This window comes from Pseudomonas corrugata, from assembly GCF_050920615.1.
GTDB classification, from domain to species: Bacteria; Pseudomonadota; Gammaproteobacteria; order Pseudomonadales; family Pseudomonadaceae; genus Aquipseudomonas; species Aquipseudomonas corrugata.
In genome coordinates, this window is the sequence record NZ_CP130434.1 from 1,529,434 (window position 1) to 1,546,438 (window position 17,005).

Here is a 17,005-nt window from a genome sequence, read left to right on the forward strand (position 1 = left end):
CTGTGGGAGCGAGCCTGCTCGCGATGACGTCCGTTCAGTCAGTCATGCATTGACTGACACTCCGCCATCGCGAGCAGGCTCGCTCACACAGGGGGAAAATATTCGGCGATAAAAAGCCCCGCCTGAGCAACCCAGGCGGGGCTTTTTCGTTGCACTCAACCGATCAGTTGGCGCTCATGGTCGAGCGTGGTGCCACTGGCTGATTGTCGTTGGAGATGGTGACTTCCACCCGACGGTTCATGGCTCGGCCCGACACGCTGTTGTTGTCGGCCACCGGGAATTCCTTGCCATAGCCCTGGGTCACGATGCGCGCCGGATCGACGCCCATTTTCACCAGCGCGGTGCGCACGGAGCTGGCGCGGCGTTCGGACAGCGACTGGTTATAGGAATCCGAACCGGTGCTGTCGGTGTAGCCTTCGACGATCACCTTGCGGTCAGGGTTTTCCTGGAGGAACTGGGCCAGTTTATTCACGTTGACCAGGCCGCTGGAACGCAGCTCGGACTTGTTGGTAGCAAACAGCACGTCGCCGAAGGTCACCAGGGTACCGCGCTCGGTCTGCTTGGCGTTGAGGCTTTCCTGCAACTGCTTGATCTGTGCGTTGCGGGCGTCGAGCAGGGCACGGGCACGCTCGTCGCCGGCGTTTTTCAGCTCCATCTCGGCGGTACGCAGGGCAATGGTCTGTTTGGCCACTTCGACGCGCTGATTGGTCAGGTAGGCCAGTTGGTCGACCTTGGCTTCGTCTTCCCGGTCCATATAAGCCTTGTCGGCCTTGGCCAGGAAATCGGCCGCGTCCTTGGTTTCCAGCGCTGCCACCTTGGTTGCTGCCGGATTGGCCTGCAAGCCGTTGTAGTTGGTTCGGGCCTGTTCCAGATTCACGTTCGGGTCGTGGGAGCAAGCGGCCAAGGCTACACAGGCGGCGAGCAGGGCGGGCATCATCAAATGTTTGTGCATCATAGTCTGTCGTCCTTTTATCAATGAGAAGTACGTCGTGGCGTGAACGGCTTACTGAACCTTGTTCATGCCTTCCTGACGCAGTTCCTGAATCCCTTTCTGGGAATCCTTGAGTGCCTGTTCGGCTTTGGCGGCCTGGGCCTTGCGTTCAGCGACGCGAGCATCCCACTCGGCCTGTTCGGCCAGACGCTTGGCTTCGTCGTATTTTTTGTCATGCATGGCCAGCTCGGCTTGCTTGAGCTTGTCCTGGGCCGACTTCATTTCCACCGCGGCGAATTCGGTACCGCCGGCGCTGACGGCGCTGTTGACGGCCGATTGAGTCACTGCGTACTGCTCCGAAGGCGGATTGCCGGCGCACCCGGCAAGGATCAAGCTGCTTCCGATGGCCAGGGCAGCCAACTTCAGACCACGCAGGCCATTGAATGAGGGTTTGGCAGTGCAGGTATTCATAGGCTTCAACTCCATTGGAAAACTCCTGGGAAACTACAAATCCATGCCGGAACCGAAGCCTTGACGTCCGTATTGATGCTGATGCCAGGCGCGTTTATTTAAACAACCGTTCCAGTATGGTTATTCGGTGTGACCCGAGGCATTTTTCAAAAGTTCAGCAAAGATGGCCAATCGCCAAAAAGCTTTACTGACTGATTGGTCAAGTGCGAAAAAGCTGAACTTTCCTGGCGCGCAGCGGTATTCCCGGGGAGTGGAGATGCGAAGATTTCTAATGGCGAACGCCCCGTAGGAGCTGCCGAAGGCTGCGATCTTTTCACTGACGCTCGAGCTTCAGAGTGAAAGATCAAGATCAAAAGATCGCAGCCTGCGGCAGCCCCTACGGAGATGTGCGGTGCGCTCAGTGCTTGGACTTGTCGTTCTGTGAACTCAGTTCATGCAAGTGACGACGGGACAGGGCGAGAAAACGCGGCGTCGGGCCCACGTCTTCATACAGCGGGTCGCCTTCTTCATCGGTGGCGACCACTTGGGAGCCCTTGATGTACGGGAAACTTGCTTCCAGCTCCTCCAGCGCGGCCCCGATCAATTCGCCGAGCAGTTCCTCGGGCTGGCGCTTGGGGTACATGTCGCAGATTGCGGCGAGGCGTGCGGCGGCTTCCATGTCCAGATGAATGGTGTAGCCGGTCTGGGTCAGGTGGCCCTTGGCGTTCTCTTCCCAATGCTGGGCAAGCTCACGGATTTTCATGATGGCCTCATAAAACCTGCTCGTGGCAGATGCAGTGAGTGACAAGCCGTCGTGCGGCTTACTGTTGAGACTAGTGTCCTGTTTCGCAAATACGTTCTTTTTTTGACGAGTGGCTGTTGTCGTCCGATAAGGTTTAAAGACCCTTCGTCGCTTGTCATAAACGGCCGGCATCGGCACTCTCTCTTGAACGTCTCACCCAAGAGCTGTCCGGACCTTTTTTGCTGGAGAACTGCTGATGACCGATATCGATGCCCGCTTGCGCGAGGATGTCCACCTGCTCGGCGAGCTGCTGGGCAATACCATCCGCGAACAGTATGGGGACAGGTTTCTCGACAAGATCGAGCAGATCCGCAAGGGCGCCAAGGCCGATCGACGCGGCTCCGTTGATGCCGAACTCAGTGCCAGTCTCAACCAGTTGAGCGAAGACGAACTGCTGCCGGTGGCGAGGGCGTTCAATCAGTTCCTCAACCTGGCGAACATTGCCGAGCAGTACCAGCTCATCCACCGCCGCGAGGAGTCGCAGCCAGCGCCATTCGAGGCGCGGGTGTTGCCTGAGTTGCTCGCCCGGTTGCGCGCCGAAGGCCATACCGCCGAGTCCTTGGCGAGGCAATTGGGGCGCCTGGAAATCGAGCTGGTGCTCACGGCCCACCCTACTGAAGTGGCCCGCCGCACCCTCATCCAGAAATACGATGCCATCGCCGGGCAACTGGCGGCCCAGGATCACCGCGACCTGAGCAGTGCCGAGCGTGCGCAGATCCATGGGCGCCTGCAGCGGCTGATCGCTGAAGCCTGGCACACCGAGGAAATCCGCCGCACCCGTCCGACCCCCGTGGACGAAGCCAAGTGGGGCTTCGCGGTGATCGAGCATTCGCTGTGGCAGGCCATTCCCAATTACCTGCGCAAGGCCGACCAGGCCCTGCACGCCGCTACCGGGCTGCGCCTGCCGCTGGAGGCGGCGCCGGTACGCTTTGCTTCGTGGATGGGCGGTGACCGTGACGGCAACCCGAATGTCACCGCTGCGGTGACCCGTGAAGTGCTGTTGTTGGCGCGGTGGATGGCGGCGGATCTGTATTTGCGCGACGTCGATCAACTGGCCTCCGACCTGTCCATGCAGAAGGCCAGCGAGGCCTTGCGTGCCCAGGCCGGCGACAGCGCCGAACCCTACCGTGCCGTGCTCAAGCAACTGCGCGAACGCCTGCGCGCCACGCGCAACTGGGCCCAGGCATCCTTGAAAGCCACCACACCGGCCGGCGCCGATGTGTTGCAGAACAACCGCGAACTGCTGGATCCCCTGGAGTTGTGCTACCAGTCGCTGCACGACTGCGGCATGGGCGTGATCGCCGACGGCCCGCTGCTCGATTGCCTGCGCCGGGCGGTGACCTTCGGGTTATTCCTGGTGCGACTCGACGTGCGCCAGGATTCGACCCGCCACACTGCGGCCATGACCGAAATCACCGATTACCTGGGGCTGGGCCGTTATGAGCAATGGAGCGAGGAGCAGCGCATCGGTTTCCTGCTGGACGAACTGAATAACCGCCGGCCGTTGCTTCCGGCCAATTTCAAACCGTCGGCCGATACGGCGGAAGTCCTGGCCACGTGTCGGGAGGTCGCGGCGGCGCCGGCGGCGTCCCTGGGTTCCTATGTGATCTCCATGGCCGGTGCGGCTTCCGATGTGCTGGCGGTGCAACTGCTGCTTAAAGAGGCCGGTGTGCTGCGGCCTATGCGGGTCGTGCCACTGTTCGAAACCCTGGCCGACCTGGACAACGCCGGGCCTGTGATCGAACGGTTGTTGCTGCTGCCGGGTTATCGCGCGCGCCTTCACGGGCCCCAGGAAGTGATGATCGGCTACTCCGATTCGGCCAAGGACGCGGGGACTACCGCGGCGGCCTGGGCGCAGTATCGGGCCCAGGAACGGCTGGTGGAGATCTGTCGCGAGCAGCAGGTCGAATTGCTGCTGTTCCATGGTCGTGGTGGCACCGTCGGCCGTGGCGGCGGTCCGGCCCACGCGGCGATTCTGTCCCAGCCCCCGGGATCGGTGGCGGGACGTTTCCGTACCACGGAGCAGGGCGAAATGATTCGTTTCAAATTCGGCCTGCCGGACATCGCCGAGCAGAACCTCAATCTGTACCTCGCGGCCGTGCTGGAAGCGACCCTGCTCCCACCGCCGCCACCCACGCCCGAATGGCGACATCTGATGGACGAACTGGCGGCCGACGGGGTCAATGCCTACCGTGCCGTGGTGCGGGAGAACCCCCAGTTCGTCGAGTACTTCCGCCAATCCACCCCGGAGCAGGAACTGGGACGCCTGCCCCTGGGCAGCCGGCCGGCCAAGCGCCGTGCCGGTGGCATCGAAAGCCTGCGGGCGATTCCGTGGATTTTCGGCTGGACCCAGACCCGCCTGATGCTCCCGGCCTGGCTCGGCTGGGAAACCGCACTGGGCAGGGCTCTTGAGCGGGGAGAGGGCGAGTTGCTGGGACAGATGCGCGAGCAGTGGCCATTCTTCCGTACCCGCATCGACATGCTGGAAATGGTGCTGGCCAAGGCCGATGCCGATATTGCGCGTTCCTACGATGAGCGCCTGGTGGAGCCGGGATTGCGACCTTTGGGTGCGCATTTACGCGACCTATTGTCGCAGGCCTGTTCCGTGGTGCTGGGGTTGACCGGTCAGTCGCAACTACTGGCACATAGCCCAGAGACGCTCGAATTCATTCGCCTGCGCAACACTTACCTCGACCCCTTGCACCTGTTGCAGGCTGAACTGCTGGCCCGCTCGCGGCAACAGAACGTTGCCCAGGGCAGCCCCGTGGAGCAAGCATTGCTGGTGTCTGTGGCGGGTATTGCCGCCGGATTGCGCAACACCGGCTAAGCTCAGGCGGCGCCTCGAAACGGTTCGCCCGGCGTCGCCGGGCGTTGCCTGGCAGACAGGGCAGCAGGCCGGCCAGGTGACAGTTTGTTGTCCGGTTGCGACGCTCGCCACCCCCTCCAAAGGTCGCGTCGGGCGGCGGTTCCTCCGACTTTCGGCGGCTTGTGTGGGTCGGGCCTGCTGTGTATCTTGATCAGCCTTTGGCCGTTTGGGCGGTCACGATTCCAGTTTTCCGAGATTGGCCCGACGAGGCGAATCCGAGCGTTTTACATAAAAAAATTGAGGAGCACATCGATGCGCGTCATTCTGCTGGGAGCTCCCGGGGCCGGTAAAGGTACTCAGGCAAAGTTCATCACCGAAAAATTCGGTATCCCGCAAATCTCCACCGGCGACATGTTGCGTGCAGCGGTCAAGGCCGGCACCGAGCTGGGCATCAAGGCCAAGAGCATCATGGATGCCGGCGGCCTGGTGTCGGATGACCTGATCATTGCTCTGGTCAAGGATCGCATCGCTCAGTCCGACTGCGCCAAGGGCTTCCTCTTCGATGGTTTCCCGCGCACCATTCCCCAGGCCGAAGCCTTGGTGCAAGCCGGTGTGGAGCTGGATCACGTCGTCGAGATCGCCGTCGATGACGAAGAGATCGTCCAGCGCATCGCCGGACGTCGCGTCCACGAGCCTTCTGGCCGCGTGTACCACACCGTCTACAACCCGCCGAAAATTGCCGGCAAGGACGACCTCACCGGTGAAGAACTGGTGCAGCGCAAGGACGACACTGAAGAAACCGTGCGTCATCGCCTGTCGGTCTACCATTCCCAGACCAAGCCGCTGGTGGACTTCTACCAGAAGCTGTCCGCCAAGACCGGCGGCAAGCCCAAGTACAGTCACATCCCGGGCGTCGGCACGGTCGATGCGATCACCGGCAAGGTGCTCGAAGCGCTGAGCTGAAAAGTCTGATCGGTTGCAACAACTACGGCCCGCTTGCGGGCCGTAGTTGTTTATACTGGCGCCCCTTTTTTTCCCTGATTGACGGACACATCGATGAGCACCTTGCTGGCCCTGGACACCGCGACCGAAGCTTGCTCCGTTGCCCTGCTGCACGACGGCAAGGTTACGAGCCATTACGAGGTGATTCCACGCCTGCATGCCCAGAAACTGTTGCCGATGATCCAGCAACTGCTCAGCGACGCCGGCACCACCTTGCAGGCTGTGGATGCGATTGCCTTTGGTCGCGGCCCAGGGGCCTTCACCGGTGTGCGAATCGCCATCGGCGTCGTCCAGGGACTGGCATTCGCGCTGGAGCGCCCGGTGTTGCCGGTATCGAACCTGGCCGTGTTGGCCCAGCGTGCCTTGCGTGAGCACGGCGCCCAACAGGTGGCCGCGGCCATTGATGCACGCATGGACGAGGTGTACTGGGGTTGCTATCGCGACGTCGCTGGCGAGATGCGTCTGGTGGGGGCCGAGGCGGTGCTGCCGCCCGAGGTTGCGGCGTTGCCGACCGATGCGACGGGTGAGTGGTTTGGCGCCGGCACCGGTTGGGGGTATGGCGAACGTATTGCCGTCAACCTCAGCGGCCAGGACGCCAGCCTGTTGCCCCACGCCGGAGACCTGTTGGCCCTGGCCCGCTTCGCCTGGGAACGCGGCGAAGCCATCCCGGCCGACGATGCCCAGCCGGTGTATCTGCGGGACAAGGTCGCCACGCCCAAGTCCGAGCGATAACTGCACGCTCAAGCGGGCAAAGTTGTGGCGAGGGGATTTATCCCCGCTGGGCGCGAAGCGCCCCCGCCATTATCGTGTCGGTCAATTATCCAGCGAGCGCTACGCACTCGAGCGGGGATAAATCCCCTCGCCACAAAGTCACCAGCTACAAAACCCTTAGCACCCTGTAGTCCCCTCGCCACACGTCATTCCAGAGCCCGAAAGTCACATCCAATATCGCCAGTCGTCACTTTTTCACCCGGTTTTTAAACCTTTTCGACTTTATGTGTTCTAGTTATCACTTGCGCATTTGCGCGGCTGGGAAAGTGCCGCTAAATTGCCATCATTGATACTGAGCATTCTGTTATGCGTATAGACGGATATTCACCGCAGTCCTACCCCATCAAGCGCCGGCCTCGGACAGGCAAGGTCGCTGATCAGGAGTCCTTCGACGACGTCGATGGCGAATTGGAGTTTCCGTCTGAAGAGCAACTGGCCGCCCGTGCTGCCAAAGCCTCCGCACAGCGCTTGAGCAATCTCCCCGCCCGCCAGCAAGACATGCTCTATCACCGTTCCATGAGCCGCAGTGTTGCCACGGCGCTGGCCAGTTATCTCAGCACCGCCGGTTTCGTCGATTGGGATATGGAAGTGCTGGGGCTCGATCTTTACATCTGATGGCGTTGCCTTATTACGTCGGCTGCCCCTCCTGGAGCGAAAACGCCTGGCGTGATTATCTTTATCCCCAGGACGCCAGAAGCGCCGATTTCCTGAGTCTCTATTCCCAGGTATTCAACGCCGTGGAAGGCAACACGACCTTCTATGCGAGCCCGTCTGCGGCCATCGTGCAGCGTTGGGCCGAGACCATGCCCGAGCACTTTCGCTTCACTGCCAAGTTCCCCGGCGAGATCAGCCACAATGGCGACCTGCGCGATCACCAGACGGCAGTCGATACCTTCGTGCAACTGCTCAGCCCATTGGGCGAACGGGTTTCGCCATTCTGGTTGCAGCTGTCCAAAGCGTTTACGCCGAATCGGTTGTCGGAACTGGCGGGGTTCATCGACGCCTTGGAGCGCCCGTTGGCGGTGGAGGTCCGTCACGATGAGTTCTTCGCCAAGGGGGATGCCGAACGGCAGCTCAATCGCCTGCTGCTCGATCGTGGTGTCGAGCGTATCTGCCTCGATCCCCGGGCACTGTTCAGTTGCACCTCCACCGATCCTGCCGTGCTCCATGCACAATCGAAAAAACCGCGCGTACCCCCCCGGCCGGCGGCCTTCACCCAATGCCCGCAGGTGCGCTTCATCGGTCATCCGGTACTGGAAGCCAATGAGCCATTCCTGACGCCCTGGGTGGAAAAAATCGCCGGTTGGATCGAAGAAGGGCGCACGCCCTACATTTTCCTGCACACCGCCGACAACCTGCTGGCGGCAAAGCTGGCGTTGCGTTTTCATCAGCGGTTGATGCAGCGATTGCCTGGCTTGCCAGTCCTGCCTGAGTTATATAGAGAGCCCGCCGCCGAGCAACTGGGTTTGCTCTGAGGCCGAATCCTTCCCTGCTCAGGAGTGACCTACATGGATGCGCAAACTCGTCGGGCCCAGGCGTTCAAAGCCTTGCACGAACGCGAAGGGGCTTTTGTCATTCCCAACCCGTGGGATGCCGGTTCCGCGAAGATGTTGGCCAGCCTGGGGTTCGAGGCGTTGGCCACCACCAGCGCCGGTCATGCTTTTTCCCTGGGACGCCCGGACGGCGCACTGGGGCTGGAAGACACCCTGGCCAATGTGCGGGCGATCGTGGCCGCCACTGACCTGCCGGTGGCGGTCGATTTCGAAAACGGTTTCGCTGACGCTCCCGAAGATTGTGCCCGCAACCTGCTGCGTGCGGCGGAAGCCGGTGCGGTCGGGGGCTCCATCGAAGATGCCACGGGGCGCGAGGACAGCCCGATCTATTGTTTCGAGCATGCCGTGGCACGGGTCAAGGCCGCGGCCGAAGCGGTACGCCGCCTGCCTTACCCGTTCCTGCTGACCGCCCGGGCGGAGAACTTTCTGCACGGCAATCCCGACCTGGATGACACGATCCGTCGCCTGAAGGCGTTCGCCGACGCCGGTGCCGACGTGCTCTATGCCCCAGGGTTGAGTACTGCCGAGCAAGTGCTGGCGGTGGTGCAGGCCGTGGCGCCGAAGCCGGTGAACGTGTTGATGTCCGGGGCTCTGGACCTGACACTCGCGCAATTGAGCGAGCTGGGTGCCAAGCGCATCAGCGTCGGCTCGGCCCTGGCCCTGGCGGCGTACGGCGAGTTCATGCGTGCCGCTGGGGAAATCCGCGAGCAGGGCACGTTCACCTTTACCCGTCGCTCGATGACGTTCAAGCAAGCTAACCAGTTGTTCAAGGGTTGATGCTCGAGACGTTGCCGTGAGGATTGCCAAAGGCTTGGCGTCGGTGATGGCGCTCGTCGGCGTCGCGGTGCTGGGGGTGTGGCGGGGCTGGTTGCCGGTGCCGCCGGAATGGAACCCCTGGGCACCCCTGGACGTCAATGCACCACCGAACCTGCTGACCCGTTACAAACTCATGGCCTTGCGCAGTGATGCGCAACTGTGTGAACAGGCCCTGGCCACGTCGGGGTTGCGGGTTGCCCATCAGGCCGACAGCAATCCTGCGGCCAGTTGCCCGTTGACCAACGTACTGCGGGTGCAGGGCGGCGAGGTGGCATTGAGCAGCAGTTTTCTCGCCAGTTGTTCCCTGGCAGTGGCATTCGCCTTGTTCGAACGGCATGCGCTGCAACCGGCTGCGCAGGCCGCCTATGGGCGGAAAGTGACGCGAGTCGATCACCTCGGCAGTTTCGCCTGTCGCAACATGTACGGTCGTGAAGACGGGGCGCGCAGCCAGCATGCCACGGCCAGTGCCTTGGATATTGCCGGGTTTCGCCTGGCCGATGGCCGAACGGTCAGCGTCCTCCGGGACTGGCCGAAAGACAGCGCCGACGCGCGTTTCCTGCGGCAGGTGCGCGACGGCGCCTGCGACATGTTCAGTGTGGTCTTGAGCCCGGACTACAACGCGGCGCACCGCAACCATTTCCATCTGGATGTGGGGCCTTGGTGGATCTGTAGATGATCAGGCGGCGATACGCAGATTCTGCAGGACGATCGGGCGGGCCCAGCGGGTGTCGAAGTCCAGGGCTTTCTGTTGGGCGACGATTTCTTCTTCCGGGAACGGCGGGAAGGGCTTGTCCAGCAGGTCGAGTTCGAACTCGGCAATCGGCAGGTGCAACGGACGTGGCTGCGGCGCCGGGCCGGGTTCCGGCTGCGCTTGGCCGGCAGCGAGGACGATGGGGCGAACCCAGTTGCTCTCGAAGTTCTGCTGTTTTTGCTGGGCGCTGATTTCTTCTGGCGGGAAGGGTGGGAACGGCTTGTCCAGCAGGTCCAGTTCGAATTCGGCGATGGGCAGGAACAGCGGCTCAGGTGGTTTGACCTGGGTTTCTGTCACATCGCAGGTGCGCTGGCTGACGATGTGGTCCAGCAGTTCGGCGCCGAGGGTCGGTTCAACGGTCTCATCGAGGGCGACGGGCTGGTAGCTGCCAGGCGCGGGTGCGTTTTCACCCAACTGATCGGCCAGGGCCCGGGCAAAAAAATCTTGCCACAGGTGACTGACGCCGCTCAGGGCCTGGGTGTTGCGCAGGCTGTAATCACCGTAACGGGAGATGAAGCCTATCGATGTGGAATGAATGTCTGACATTTTTCTCGGTCGACGCTCAGCTCTGGCAAAATGCCGTTCACCGTTGTTATCGGCCGTTTTTGCCGATCCTTAATTTTTTGAGCGTGTTTTCCATGAGTGAGCAACCCGCGGCCTGCCGCATCCACGTCGAGGCCCTGGCCCCGGCCTTCCAGCCTCAGGCCGAGCACTGGGCCCTGCGCCTTGGCCTGCCCTTGCAGGTGGACGATGGCGAGTTTGCCTTGCAGGTCGGCGAGCACGGGCTGCAACTGCAACAACTGGGGCCGGACGCTCCGGGGCCGGTGCGAGTGGATTTTGTCGAGGGCGGCGCGGCCCATCGCCGGTTGTACGGTGGCGGTAGCGGTCAGATGATCGCCAAGGCGGTCGGCATCGCCCAGGGCGTGCGTCCACGTGTGCTGGATGCCACGGCCGGTTTGGGCAAGGATGCCTTCGTGCTGGCCAGCCTGGGCTGTGAGATGAGCCTGATCGAACGCCAGCCGTTGATCGGCGCCTTACTGGAGGATGGTCTGGCCCGTGGCGCGGAGGACTTCGACGTGGCGCCCATTGTGGCCCGCATGCGCTTGCTCAAAGGCAATTCCATCGAGGTGATGCAAAACTGGGAAGGCGAGCCGCCCCAGGTGATCTATCTGGACCCGATGTTCCCACATCGTGAGAAAACTGCCCTGGTGAAGAAGGAAATGCGCCTGTTCCGGCCCTTGGTTGGCGACGATCCCGACGCTCCGGCGCTGCTGGCCGCAGCCCTGGCCCTGGCGACGCACCGGGTAGTGGTCAAGCGCCCGCGCAAGGCACCGTGCATCGAAGGGCCGAAGCCGAGCCATGGGCTCGATGGCAAATCCAGTCGGTACGACATCTATCCCAAGAAAGCGCTCAAGGCTTGAGCTGTGGGAGCAAAGCTTGCTCGCGATGAAGGCGCCTCGGTTTCAGGGCTAAACGCATAAATTTCATCGCGGGCAAGCCTTGCTCCCACGGGTTTTGGGCAACGCCAATCCACTGTGGGAGCGAGCCTGCTCGCGATCAAGGCCATCCCAGGCACCGAAAACCTAAGGCCGATACGCCCGCATGAACAACCCCACCACCTCCTGCACATGCTCCTCGGCCGCCTCAGCCACCAACGGCGCGCCGCAGCCATACAGCAAGCGGAAATTCGCCGCGCCCTTGATCAGACAGAAGAAATGCTCCGCCGCATGACGGGGTTTGTCGATACACAGGGCACCGCTCTGGTTGACCTTGGCCAGTAACCGCTCCATGCCCGAGAGCATCCGCTCGGGGCCGGCTTGGTAGAAAATCGTCGAAAGCTTGGGGTCCTGGCTGCCCAGGGCCATGATCACCCGATGCAGGTTCACTGATTCTTCGCTGCTGACCAATTGGTGAAAGCCTCGGGCAATGTTCAACAGTACATGTTCAATCGGCACGCCATCTGGCCACTCAAAGAACAGCGGTGGCACCTGCTCTTCGCACTTGGCAATCACGGCGGCGGAAAACAGTGTTTCCTTGTCGTTGAAGTGACTGTAGACCGTCAGCTTCGACACGCCCGCTTCGGTGGCGACGGTATCCATGCTGGTATTGGCGTAACCCAATTCTATGAACAGCCGTTTGGCGGCGTCGAGAATGGCCTGGCGCTTGACCAGATCCTTCGGGCGGCCAGGGCCGCTGGTGGGTAAAAGATTGTTCGACATTCTTCGCTTTAATACTGGACTGGTGAGTTTGCTATTAATACCATACCCGTCAGTATAATTATTCCAAGCACCATTAGCGAAAGGTCTGCCGCCATGTTCCGCTATGCATTGCCCCTCGCCGTGCCAGTCACCCTGGCTTTTTTATTGTCTGCGTGTGGTCATGACGAACCGGTAGTGGTCGCCGTGCGTCCGGCCATGGTCGTGAAACCAGAGCCTTCGGCCCAGGCGACCGACAGTTACCCAGGTGAAGTGCGGGCCCGTTTCGAGCCGGACCTGGCTTTTCGCATTGGTGGCAAAGTGAGCCGACGTCTGGTCGAAGAGGGGCAACGGGTCAAGGCCAACCAACCACTGGCCGAACTCGATCCCCAAGACGTGCGCTTGCAACTGGAAGCCACCCGGGCCCAGGTGGCCGCGGCCGAGGCCAACCTGAACCTGGTGCGGGCCGAGCGTGATCGCTACAAGAAACTGCTGGACCGGCAGATGGTCAGTCGCTCCCAGTACGACAATGCCGAGAACCTCTACCGCTCGGGCGCCGCGCGTCTCAAGCAGATCCAGGCGGAGTTCGACGTTTCCAGCAATCAGGCCAGCTATTCGGTATTGCGGGCGCCCCAGGATGGCGTGGTCGCCCGGCGTTCGGTGGAAGTCGGTCAGGTGGTGCAAGCCGGACAAACCGTCTTCACCCTCGCCACCGACGGTGAGCGAGAAGTGCTGATCAGCCTGCCGGAACAGAGCTTTGGTCGGTTCAGGATTGGCCAGCCAGTCTCGGTAGAGCTATGGAGCCAGCCGGGTCAGCGTTTCAGTGGGCATATTCGCGAACTCTCGCCGGCAGCCGATCCCAAGTCCCGTACTTTCGCCGCCCGTGTCGCATTCGTCGGGGGCAGCGTTCCCGCCGAGCTGGGCCAGAGTGCCCGGGTCTTCATTCAGACGGTCGACAAAGTGCCGCTGTCGGTACCGCTATCGGCTCTGACGGCTGAAAACGGCGCGACGTATGTCTGGGTGGTCAACGCCAACAACACCGTGAAGAAGGTTCCGGTGCGTGTCGGCGCCTTCGGTGAGAAGACCGTTCCAGTGCTTGAGGGCCTCAGTGCCAATGACTGGGTAGTGGCGGCCGGCGTGCATGTGCTCCTTGAAGGCCAGCAGGTACGGCCGGTGGATCGCTCCAACCGCGTGGTCAACCTGGCGGCCAAGGAGTAATCCCCGATGGGCTTCAATCTTTCCGAATGGGCGTTGCGTAATCGTCAGATCGTACTGTTCCTGATGCTGTTGCTCGCCATTGTCGGCGCGCTTTCCTACACCAAGCTGGGTCAGAGTGAAGACCCGCCGTTCACCTTCAAGGCCATGGTCATCAGTACCAACTGGCCGGGAGCCACGGCCGAGGAAGTGTCGCGCCAGGTCACCGAACGCATCGAAAAGAAGCTGATGGAAACCGGCGATTACGAAAGAATCGTCTCGTTTTCCCGTCCGGGCGAGTCCCGGGTGACCTTCATGGCCCGGGACTCCATGCATTCGGCGCAGATTCCCGAGTTGTGGTACCAGATCCGCAAGAAGGTCGCCGATATCCGGCATACCTTGCCGCAGGGTGTCCAGGGGCCGTTCTTCAACGATGAGTTCGGGACCACCTTCGGCAATATCTACGCCCTGACCGGCGATGGCTTTGACTACGGTGTGCTCAAGGACTACGCCGACCGTGTCCAGATCCAGCTGCAACGGGTCAAGAATGTGGGCAAGGTCGAGTTGCTCGGTCTACAGGACGAGAAAATCTGGATCGAGCTGTCGAACGTCAAGCTGGCGACCCTCGGTCTGCCTTTGTCGGCGGTCCAGCAGGCCCTGGAAAAGCAGAACACCGTCTCGACCGCGGGCTTTTTCGAAACCGGTAGTGAGCGTTTGCAGCTACGGGTGTCGGGGAATTTCCAGACGGTAGAAGAGATCCGCAACTTCCCGATCCGGGTCGCCGATCGTACGTTCCGTATCGACGATGTGGCGGACGTGCATCGTGGCTTCAACGAACCACCGGCACCGCGTATGCGCTTCATGGGCGAAGATGCCATTGGCCTGGCCGTGGCGATGAAGGAGGGGGGCGACATCCTGGTCCTGGGCAAGGCGTTGGAAGCCGAGTTTGCCCGGATCCAGAACAACCTGCCGGCCGGGATGCAGTTGCGCAAGGTGTCGGACCAGCCGGCGGCAGTGAAGACCGGCGTCGGTGAGTTCGTCCAGGTGCTGGTGGAAGCGCTGACGATCGTCTTGCTGGTGAGCTTCTTCTCCCTGGGGCTGCGTACCGGGTTGGTGGTCGCCCTGGCGATTCCGCTGGTGCTGGCGATGACCTTCGCGGCGATGTATTACCTGGGGATCGGCCTGCACAAGATTTCCCTGGGCGCGCTGGTGCTGGCGCTCGGGTTGCTGGTGGATGACGCGATCATTGCGGTGGAGATGATGGCGATCAAGATGGAGCAGGGCTTCGACCGGATCAAGGCGGCCAGCTACGCCTGGACGAGCACGGCGTTCCCGATGCTCACCGGTACGCTGATCACGGCGGCAGGGTTCCTGCCGATCGCCACGGCGCAATCGGGCACCGGCGAATATACCCGCTCGATTTTCCAGGTTGTGACCCTCGCGCTGCTGGCGTCCTGGGTGGCTGCGGTGGTGTTCGTACCCTACCTGGGGGAAAAACTCCTGCCGGACCTGGCGAAAATTCATGCGGCCAAGCACGGCACCGGTAACGGCCAGCCCGACCCTTACGGTACGCCGTTCTACCAGCGGGTCCGGCGGTTGGTGGAATGGTGCGTGCGTCGGCGCAAAACCGTCATTGCTTTGACCGTGCTGTTGTTCATCGGCTCGGTGATGCTGTTCCGTTTTGTCCCGCAGCAGTTCTTCCCGGCATCGGGGCGGCTGGAATTGATGGTCGATCTGAAGCTGGAGGAAGGAGCGTCCCTGCGTAACACCGCCGAACAGGTCAAGCGCCTGGAGGCGTTGCTCAAGGATCACCCGGGTATCGATAATTACGTGGCCTATGTCGGCACCGGTTCACCGCGTTTCTACCTGCCGCTGGATCAGCAACTGCCGGCGCCGAGCTTTGCCCAGTTCGTGGTGTTGGCCAAGACCATCGAAGACCGCGAACCCTTGCGCAGCTGGCTGATCAGCACCCTGAACGAACAGTTTCCGACCTTGCGCTCCCGGGTCACGCGCTTGGAGAACGGTCCGCCAGTGGGGTATCCGGTACAGTTCCGGGTGACCGGTGAGCATATTGAGAAAGTCCGAGCGCTGGCGCGGAAAGTCGCGACGAAGGTTCGCGAAAACCCCTACGTGACGAACGTACACCTGGATTGGGAAGAACCGAGCAAAGTCGTGTACCTGAATGTCGACCAGGAGCGCGCCCGTGCTTTGGGCGTGAACACCGCCGACCTGTCGAAATTCCTGCAGAGCACCCTTGTCGGCTCCAGCGTCAGCCAGTACCGGGAGGACAACGAACTGATCGAGATCCTGTTGCGTGGCACGCTGCATGACCGCACCGAACTGACGCTGCTGCCGAGCCTGGCGGTGCCTACCGAGAATGGTCAGAGTGTCGCGCTGTCACAGATCGCGACGCTGGAGTACGGTTTTGAAGAGGGCGTGATCTGGCATCGCAATCGCCTGCCTAGCGTGACGGTGCGGGCCGATATCTATGGCAAGGAGCAGCCGGCATCCCTGGTGCAGCAGATCTTCCCGACCCTGGATCCGATTCGCGCAGAGTTGCCGGACGGTTACCTGCTGGAGGTCGGTGGGACGGTCGAGGATTCGACCCGAGGGCAGAAGTCGGTGAATGCCGGGGTACCGTTGTTCATCGTGGTGGTGCTGACCTTGCTGATGCTGCAACTGCGCAGTTTCTCACGCACGGCCATGGTATTTCTGACGGCGCCTCTGGGGCTGATCGGCGTTACGCTGTTCCTGCTGGTGTTCCGTCAACCGTTTGGTTTCGTCGCCATGCTGGGCACCATTGCCCTGTCGGGGATGATCATGCGCAACTCGGTGATCCTGGTGGACCAGATCGAACAGGATATCGAGGCAGGGCTGACGCCGTGGCAGGCGATCATCGAAGCCACGGTACGACGCTTCCGACCGATCGTGCTCACCGCGCTGGCGGCGGTGCTGGCAATGATTCCACTATCACGCAGCCTGTTCTTCGGCCCGATGGCGGTGGCGATCATGGGTGGACTGATCGTTGCGACGGCGTTGACGCTGCTGTTCCTGCCGGCGCTGTATGCGGCTTGGTTCAGAGTCAGGAAAACCTGACTGAGCGGTTGTGAACGCCAAATCTTTTTGTGGGAGCGGCTTGCTCGCGAAAGCGGTGGCTCTGTCACTCAGAGTCTGACTGTACCGCCGCCATCGCGGGCAAGCCCGGCTCCCACAGGGGCCGAGGTGATCGCAGATTGGCCGTCCGCCGCAAAGCAATGTGGGAGCGAGCCTGCTCGCGAAAGCGGTGGGTCAGCTTGCATCGATGTTGTTCGTGCCACCGTCATCGCGGGCAAGCCCGGCTCCCACAGGGGCCGAGGTGATCGCAGATTGGCCGTCCACTGCAAAGCAATGTGGGAGTGGGCTTGCTCGCGAAAGCGGTGGGTCAGCTTGCATCGATGTTGTCCGTGCCACCGCCATCGCGGGCAAGCCCAGCTCTCACAGGGGCCGAGGTGATCGCAGATTGGCCGTCCACCGCAAAGCAATGTGGGAGCGAGCCTGCTCGCGAAAGCGGTGGGTCAGCTTGCATCGATGTTGTCCGTGCCACCATCATCGCGGGCAAGCCCGGCCCCCACAGGGTCCGAGGTGATCGCAGATTGGCCATCCACTGCAAAGCAATGTGGGAGCGGGCTTGCTCGCGAAAGCGGTATCGCAGCCAACGAATAGGTCATGGCTGAAACCGCTATCGCGAGCAAGCT

15 protein-coding genes are annotated in these 17,005 nt (G+C 61.8%); 10 read left to right on the plus strand and 5 right to left on the minus strand.

What is annotated here, in order from left to right:
• Positions 1–163 precede the first annotated feature (163 nt).
• The 3 genes from QZH45_RS06795 to QZH45_RS06805 form a co-directional block, all read right to left on the minus strand.
• Positions 164–952: an OmpA family protein gene (locus tag QZH45_RS06795; protein ID WP_024778980.1), complete on the minus strand. Its 789-nt coding sequence runs from the start codon at positions 950–952 to the stop codon at positions 164–166.
• Between the two features lie 51 nt (positions 953–1,003).
• Entirely contained in the window at positions 1,004–1,417 is a 414-nt protein-coding gene (locus QZH45_RS06800) for a DUF4398 domain-containing protein (protein ID WP_024778981.1), read from the minus strand.
• A 382-nt stretch (positions 1,418–1,799) separates the two neighbouring features.
• Entirely contained in the window at positions 1,800–2,144 is a 345-nt protein-coding gene (locus QZH45_RS06805; RefSeq protein ID WP_024778982.1) for a hypothetical protein, read from the minus strand.
• A gap of 235 nt (positions 2,145–2,379) precedes the next feature.
• Between QZH45_RS06805 and ppc the strand changes: the two genes are divergently transcribed.
• The 7 genes from ppc to QZH45_RS06840 all read left to right on the plus strand — a co-directional run bounded on the left by ppc (position 2,380) and on the right by QZH45_RS06840 (position 9,807).
• Positions 2,380–5,010, plus strand: a complete 2,631-nt coding sequence (gene ppc, locus QZH45_RS06810) for a phosphoenolpyruvate carboxylase (RefSeq protein ID WP_024778983.1) — start codon at positions 2,380–2,382, stop codon at positions 5,008–5,010.
• 291 nt (positions 5,011–5,301) lie between these two features.
• The gene (gene adk, locus QZH45_RS06815; protein WP_024778984.1) at positions 5,302–5,952 is read left to right on the plus strand and encodes an adenylate kinase; all 651 of its coding nucleotides are present in this window, start codon (positions 5,302–5,304) and stop codon (positions 5,950–5,952) included.
• A 93-nt stretch (positions 5,953–6,045) separates the two neighbouring features.
• A complete protein-coding gene (tsaB, locus tag QZH45_RS06820; RefSeq protein ID WP_053192696.1) occupies positions 6,046–6,723 on the plus strand; it encodes a tRNA (adenosine(37)-N6)-threonylcarbamoyltransferase complex dimerization subunit type 1 TsaB in 678 nt (225 codons plus the stop codon).
• Between the two features lie 345 nt (positions 6,724–7,068).
• Positions 7,069–7,377, plus strand: a complete 309-nt coding sequence (locus QZH45_RS06825; RefSeq protein WP_024778986.1) for a hypothetical protein — start codon at positions 7,069–7,071, stop codon at positions 7,375–7,377.
• Entirely contained in the window at positions 7,377–8,237 is an 861-nt protein-coding gene (locus QZH45_RS06830) for a DUF72 domain-containing protein (protein WP_055136187.1), read from the plus strand. The genes QZH45_RS06825 and QZH45_RS06830 overlap by 1 nt, the downstream gene beginning before the upstream one ends.
• A gap of 33 nt (positions 8,238–8,270) precedes the next feature.
• Positions 8,271–9,092 carry an isocitrate lyase/PEP mutase family protein gene (locus tag QZH45_RS06835; protein WP_024778988.1) on the plus strand — a complete coding sequence of 274 codons (822 nt, stop codon included), beginning with the start codon at positions 8,271–8,273 and terminating at the stop codon, positions 9,090–9,092.
• 46 nt (positions 9,093–9,138) lie between these two features.
• Positions 9,139–9,807, plus strand: a complete 669-nt coding sequence (locus QZH45_RS06840) for an extensin-like domain-containing protein (protein WP_392397815.1) — start codon at positions 9,139–9,141, stop codon at positions 9,805–9,807.
• On the opposite strand, the gene QZH45_RS06845 is transcribed toward QZH45_RS06840, so the two are convergent.
• Positions 9,808–10,428, minus strand: coding sequence for a hypothetical protein (locus QZH45_RS06845; RefSeq protein ID WP_024778990.1), 621 nt, complete (start codon positions 10,426–10,428; stop codon positions 9,808–9,810).
• A 92-nt stretch (positions 10,429–10,520) separates the two neighbouring features.
• Between QZH45_RS06845 and QZH45_RS06850 the strand changes: the two genes are divergently transcribed.
• Positions 10,521–11,303 carry a class I SAM-dependent methyltransferase gene (locus tag QZH45_RS06850; RefSeq protein ID WP_024778991.1) on the plus strand — a complete coding sequence of 261 codons (783 nt, stop codon included), beginning with the start codon at positions 10,521–10,523 and terminating at the stop codon, positions 11,301–11,303.
• 162 nt (positions 11,304–11,465) lie between these two features.
• Here the strand turns inward: QZH45_RS06850 and QZH45_RS06855 are convergent, their stop codons facing one another.
• A complete protein-coding gene (locus QZH45_RS06855) occupies positions 11,466–12,101 on the minus strand; it encodes a TetR/AcrR family transcriptional regulator (RefSeq protein WP_024778992.1) in 636 nt (211 codons plus the stop codon).
• Between the two features lie 93 nt (positions 12,102–12,194).
• Between QZH45_RS06855 and QZH45_RS06860 the strand changes: the two genes are divergently transcribed.
• Both QZH45_RS06860 and QZH45_RS06865 read left to right on the plus strand, forming a co-directional pair.
• On the plus strand, positions 12,195–13,295 hold the full coding sequence (locus tag QZH45_RS06860; RefSeq protein WP_024778993.1) for an efflux RND transporter periplasmic adaptor subunit: 1,101 nt from the start codon (positions 12,195–12,197) through the stop codon (positions 13,293–13,295).
• 6 nt (positions 13,296–13,301) lie between these two features.
• Positions 13,302–16,367: an efflux RND transporter permease subunit gene (locus QZH45_RS06865; RefSeq protein WP_055136185.1), complete on the plus strand. Its 3,066-nt coding sequence runs from the start codon at positions 13,302–13,304 to the stop codon at positions 16,365–16,367.
• The last annotated feature ends 638 nt before the right edge of the window (positions 16,368–17,005 follow it).

Excerpts from the sequence above, each read along its gene's own strand:
- QZH45_RS06795 (WP_024778980.1), bottom strand. The coding sequence starts at position 952 with ATGCACAAACATTTGATGATGCCCGCCCTGCTCGCCGCCTGTGTAGCC.
- QZH45_RS06800 (WP_024778981.1), bottom strand. The coding sequence starts at position 1,417 with ATGGAGTTGAAGCCTATGAATACCTGCACTGCCAAACCCTCATTCAAT.
- QZH45_RS06805 (WP_024778982.1), bottom strand. The coding sequence starts at position 2,144 with ATGAAAATCCGTGAGCTTGCCCAGCATTGGGAAGAGAACGCCAAGGGC.
- ppc (WP_024778983.1), top strand. The coding sequence starts at position 2,380 with ATGACCGATATCGATGCCCGCTTGCGCGAGGATGTCCACCTGCTCGGC.
- adk (WP_024778984.1), top strand. The coding sequence starts at position 5,302 with ATGCGCGTCATTCTGCTGGGAGCTCCCGGGGCCGGTAAAGGTACTCAG.
- tsaB (WP_053192696.1), top strand. The coding sequence starts at position 6,046 with ATGAGCACCTTGCTGGCCCTGGACACCGCGACCGAAGCTTGCTCCGTT.
- QZH45_RS06825 (WP_024778986.1), top strand. The coding sequence starts at position 7,069 with ATGCGTATAGACGGATATTCACCGCAGTCCTACCCCATCAAGCGCCGG.
- QZH45_RS06830 (WP_055136187.1), top strand. The coding sequence starts at position 7,377 with ATGGCGTTGCCTTATTACGTCGGCTGCCCCTCCTGGAGCGAAAACGCC.
- QZH45_RS06835 (WP_024778988.1), top strand. The coding sequence starts at position 8,271 with ATGGATGCGCAAACTCGTCGGGCCCAGGCGTTCAAAGCCTTGCACGAA.
- QZH45_RS06840 (WP_392397815.1), top strand. The coding sequence starts at position 9,139 with ATGGCGCTCGTCGGCGTCGCGGTGCTGGGGGTGTGGCGGGGCTGGTTG.
- QZH45_RS06845 (WP_024778990.1), bottom strand. The coding sequence starts at position 10,428 with ATGTCAGACATTCATTCCACATCGATAGGCTTCATCTCCCGTTACGGT.
- QZH45_RS06850 (WP_024778991.1), top strand. The coding sequence starts at position 10,521 with ATGAGTGAGCAACCCGCGGCCTGCCGCATCCACGTCGAGGCCCTGGCC.
- QZH45_RS06855 (WP_024778992.1), bottom strand. The coding sequence starts at position 12,101 with ATGTCGAACAATCTTTTACCCACCAGCGGCCCTGGCCGCCCGAAGGAT.
- QZH45_RS06860 (WP_024778993.1), top strand. The coding sequence starts at position 12,195 with ATGTTCCGCTATGCATTGCCCCTCGCCGTGCCAGTCACCCTGGCTTTT.
- QZH45_RS06865 (WP_055136185.1), top strand. The coding sequence starts at position 13,302 with ATGGGCTTCAATCTTTCCGAATGGGCGTTGCGTAATCGTCAGATCGTA.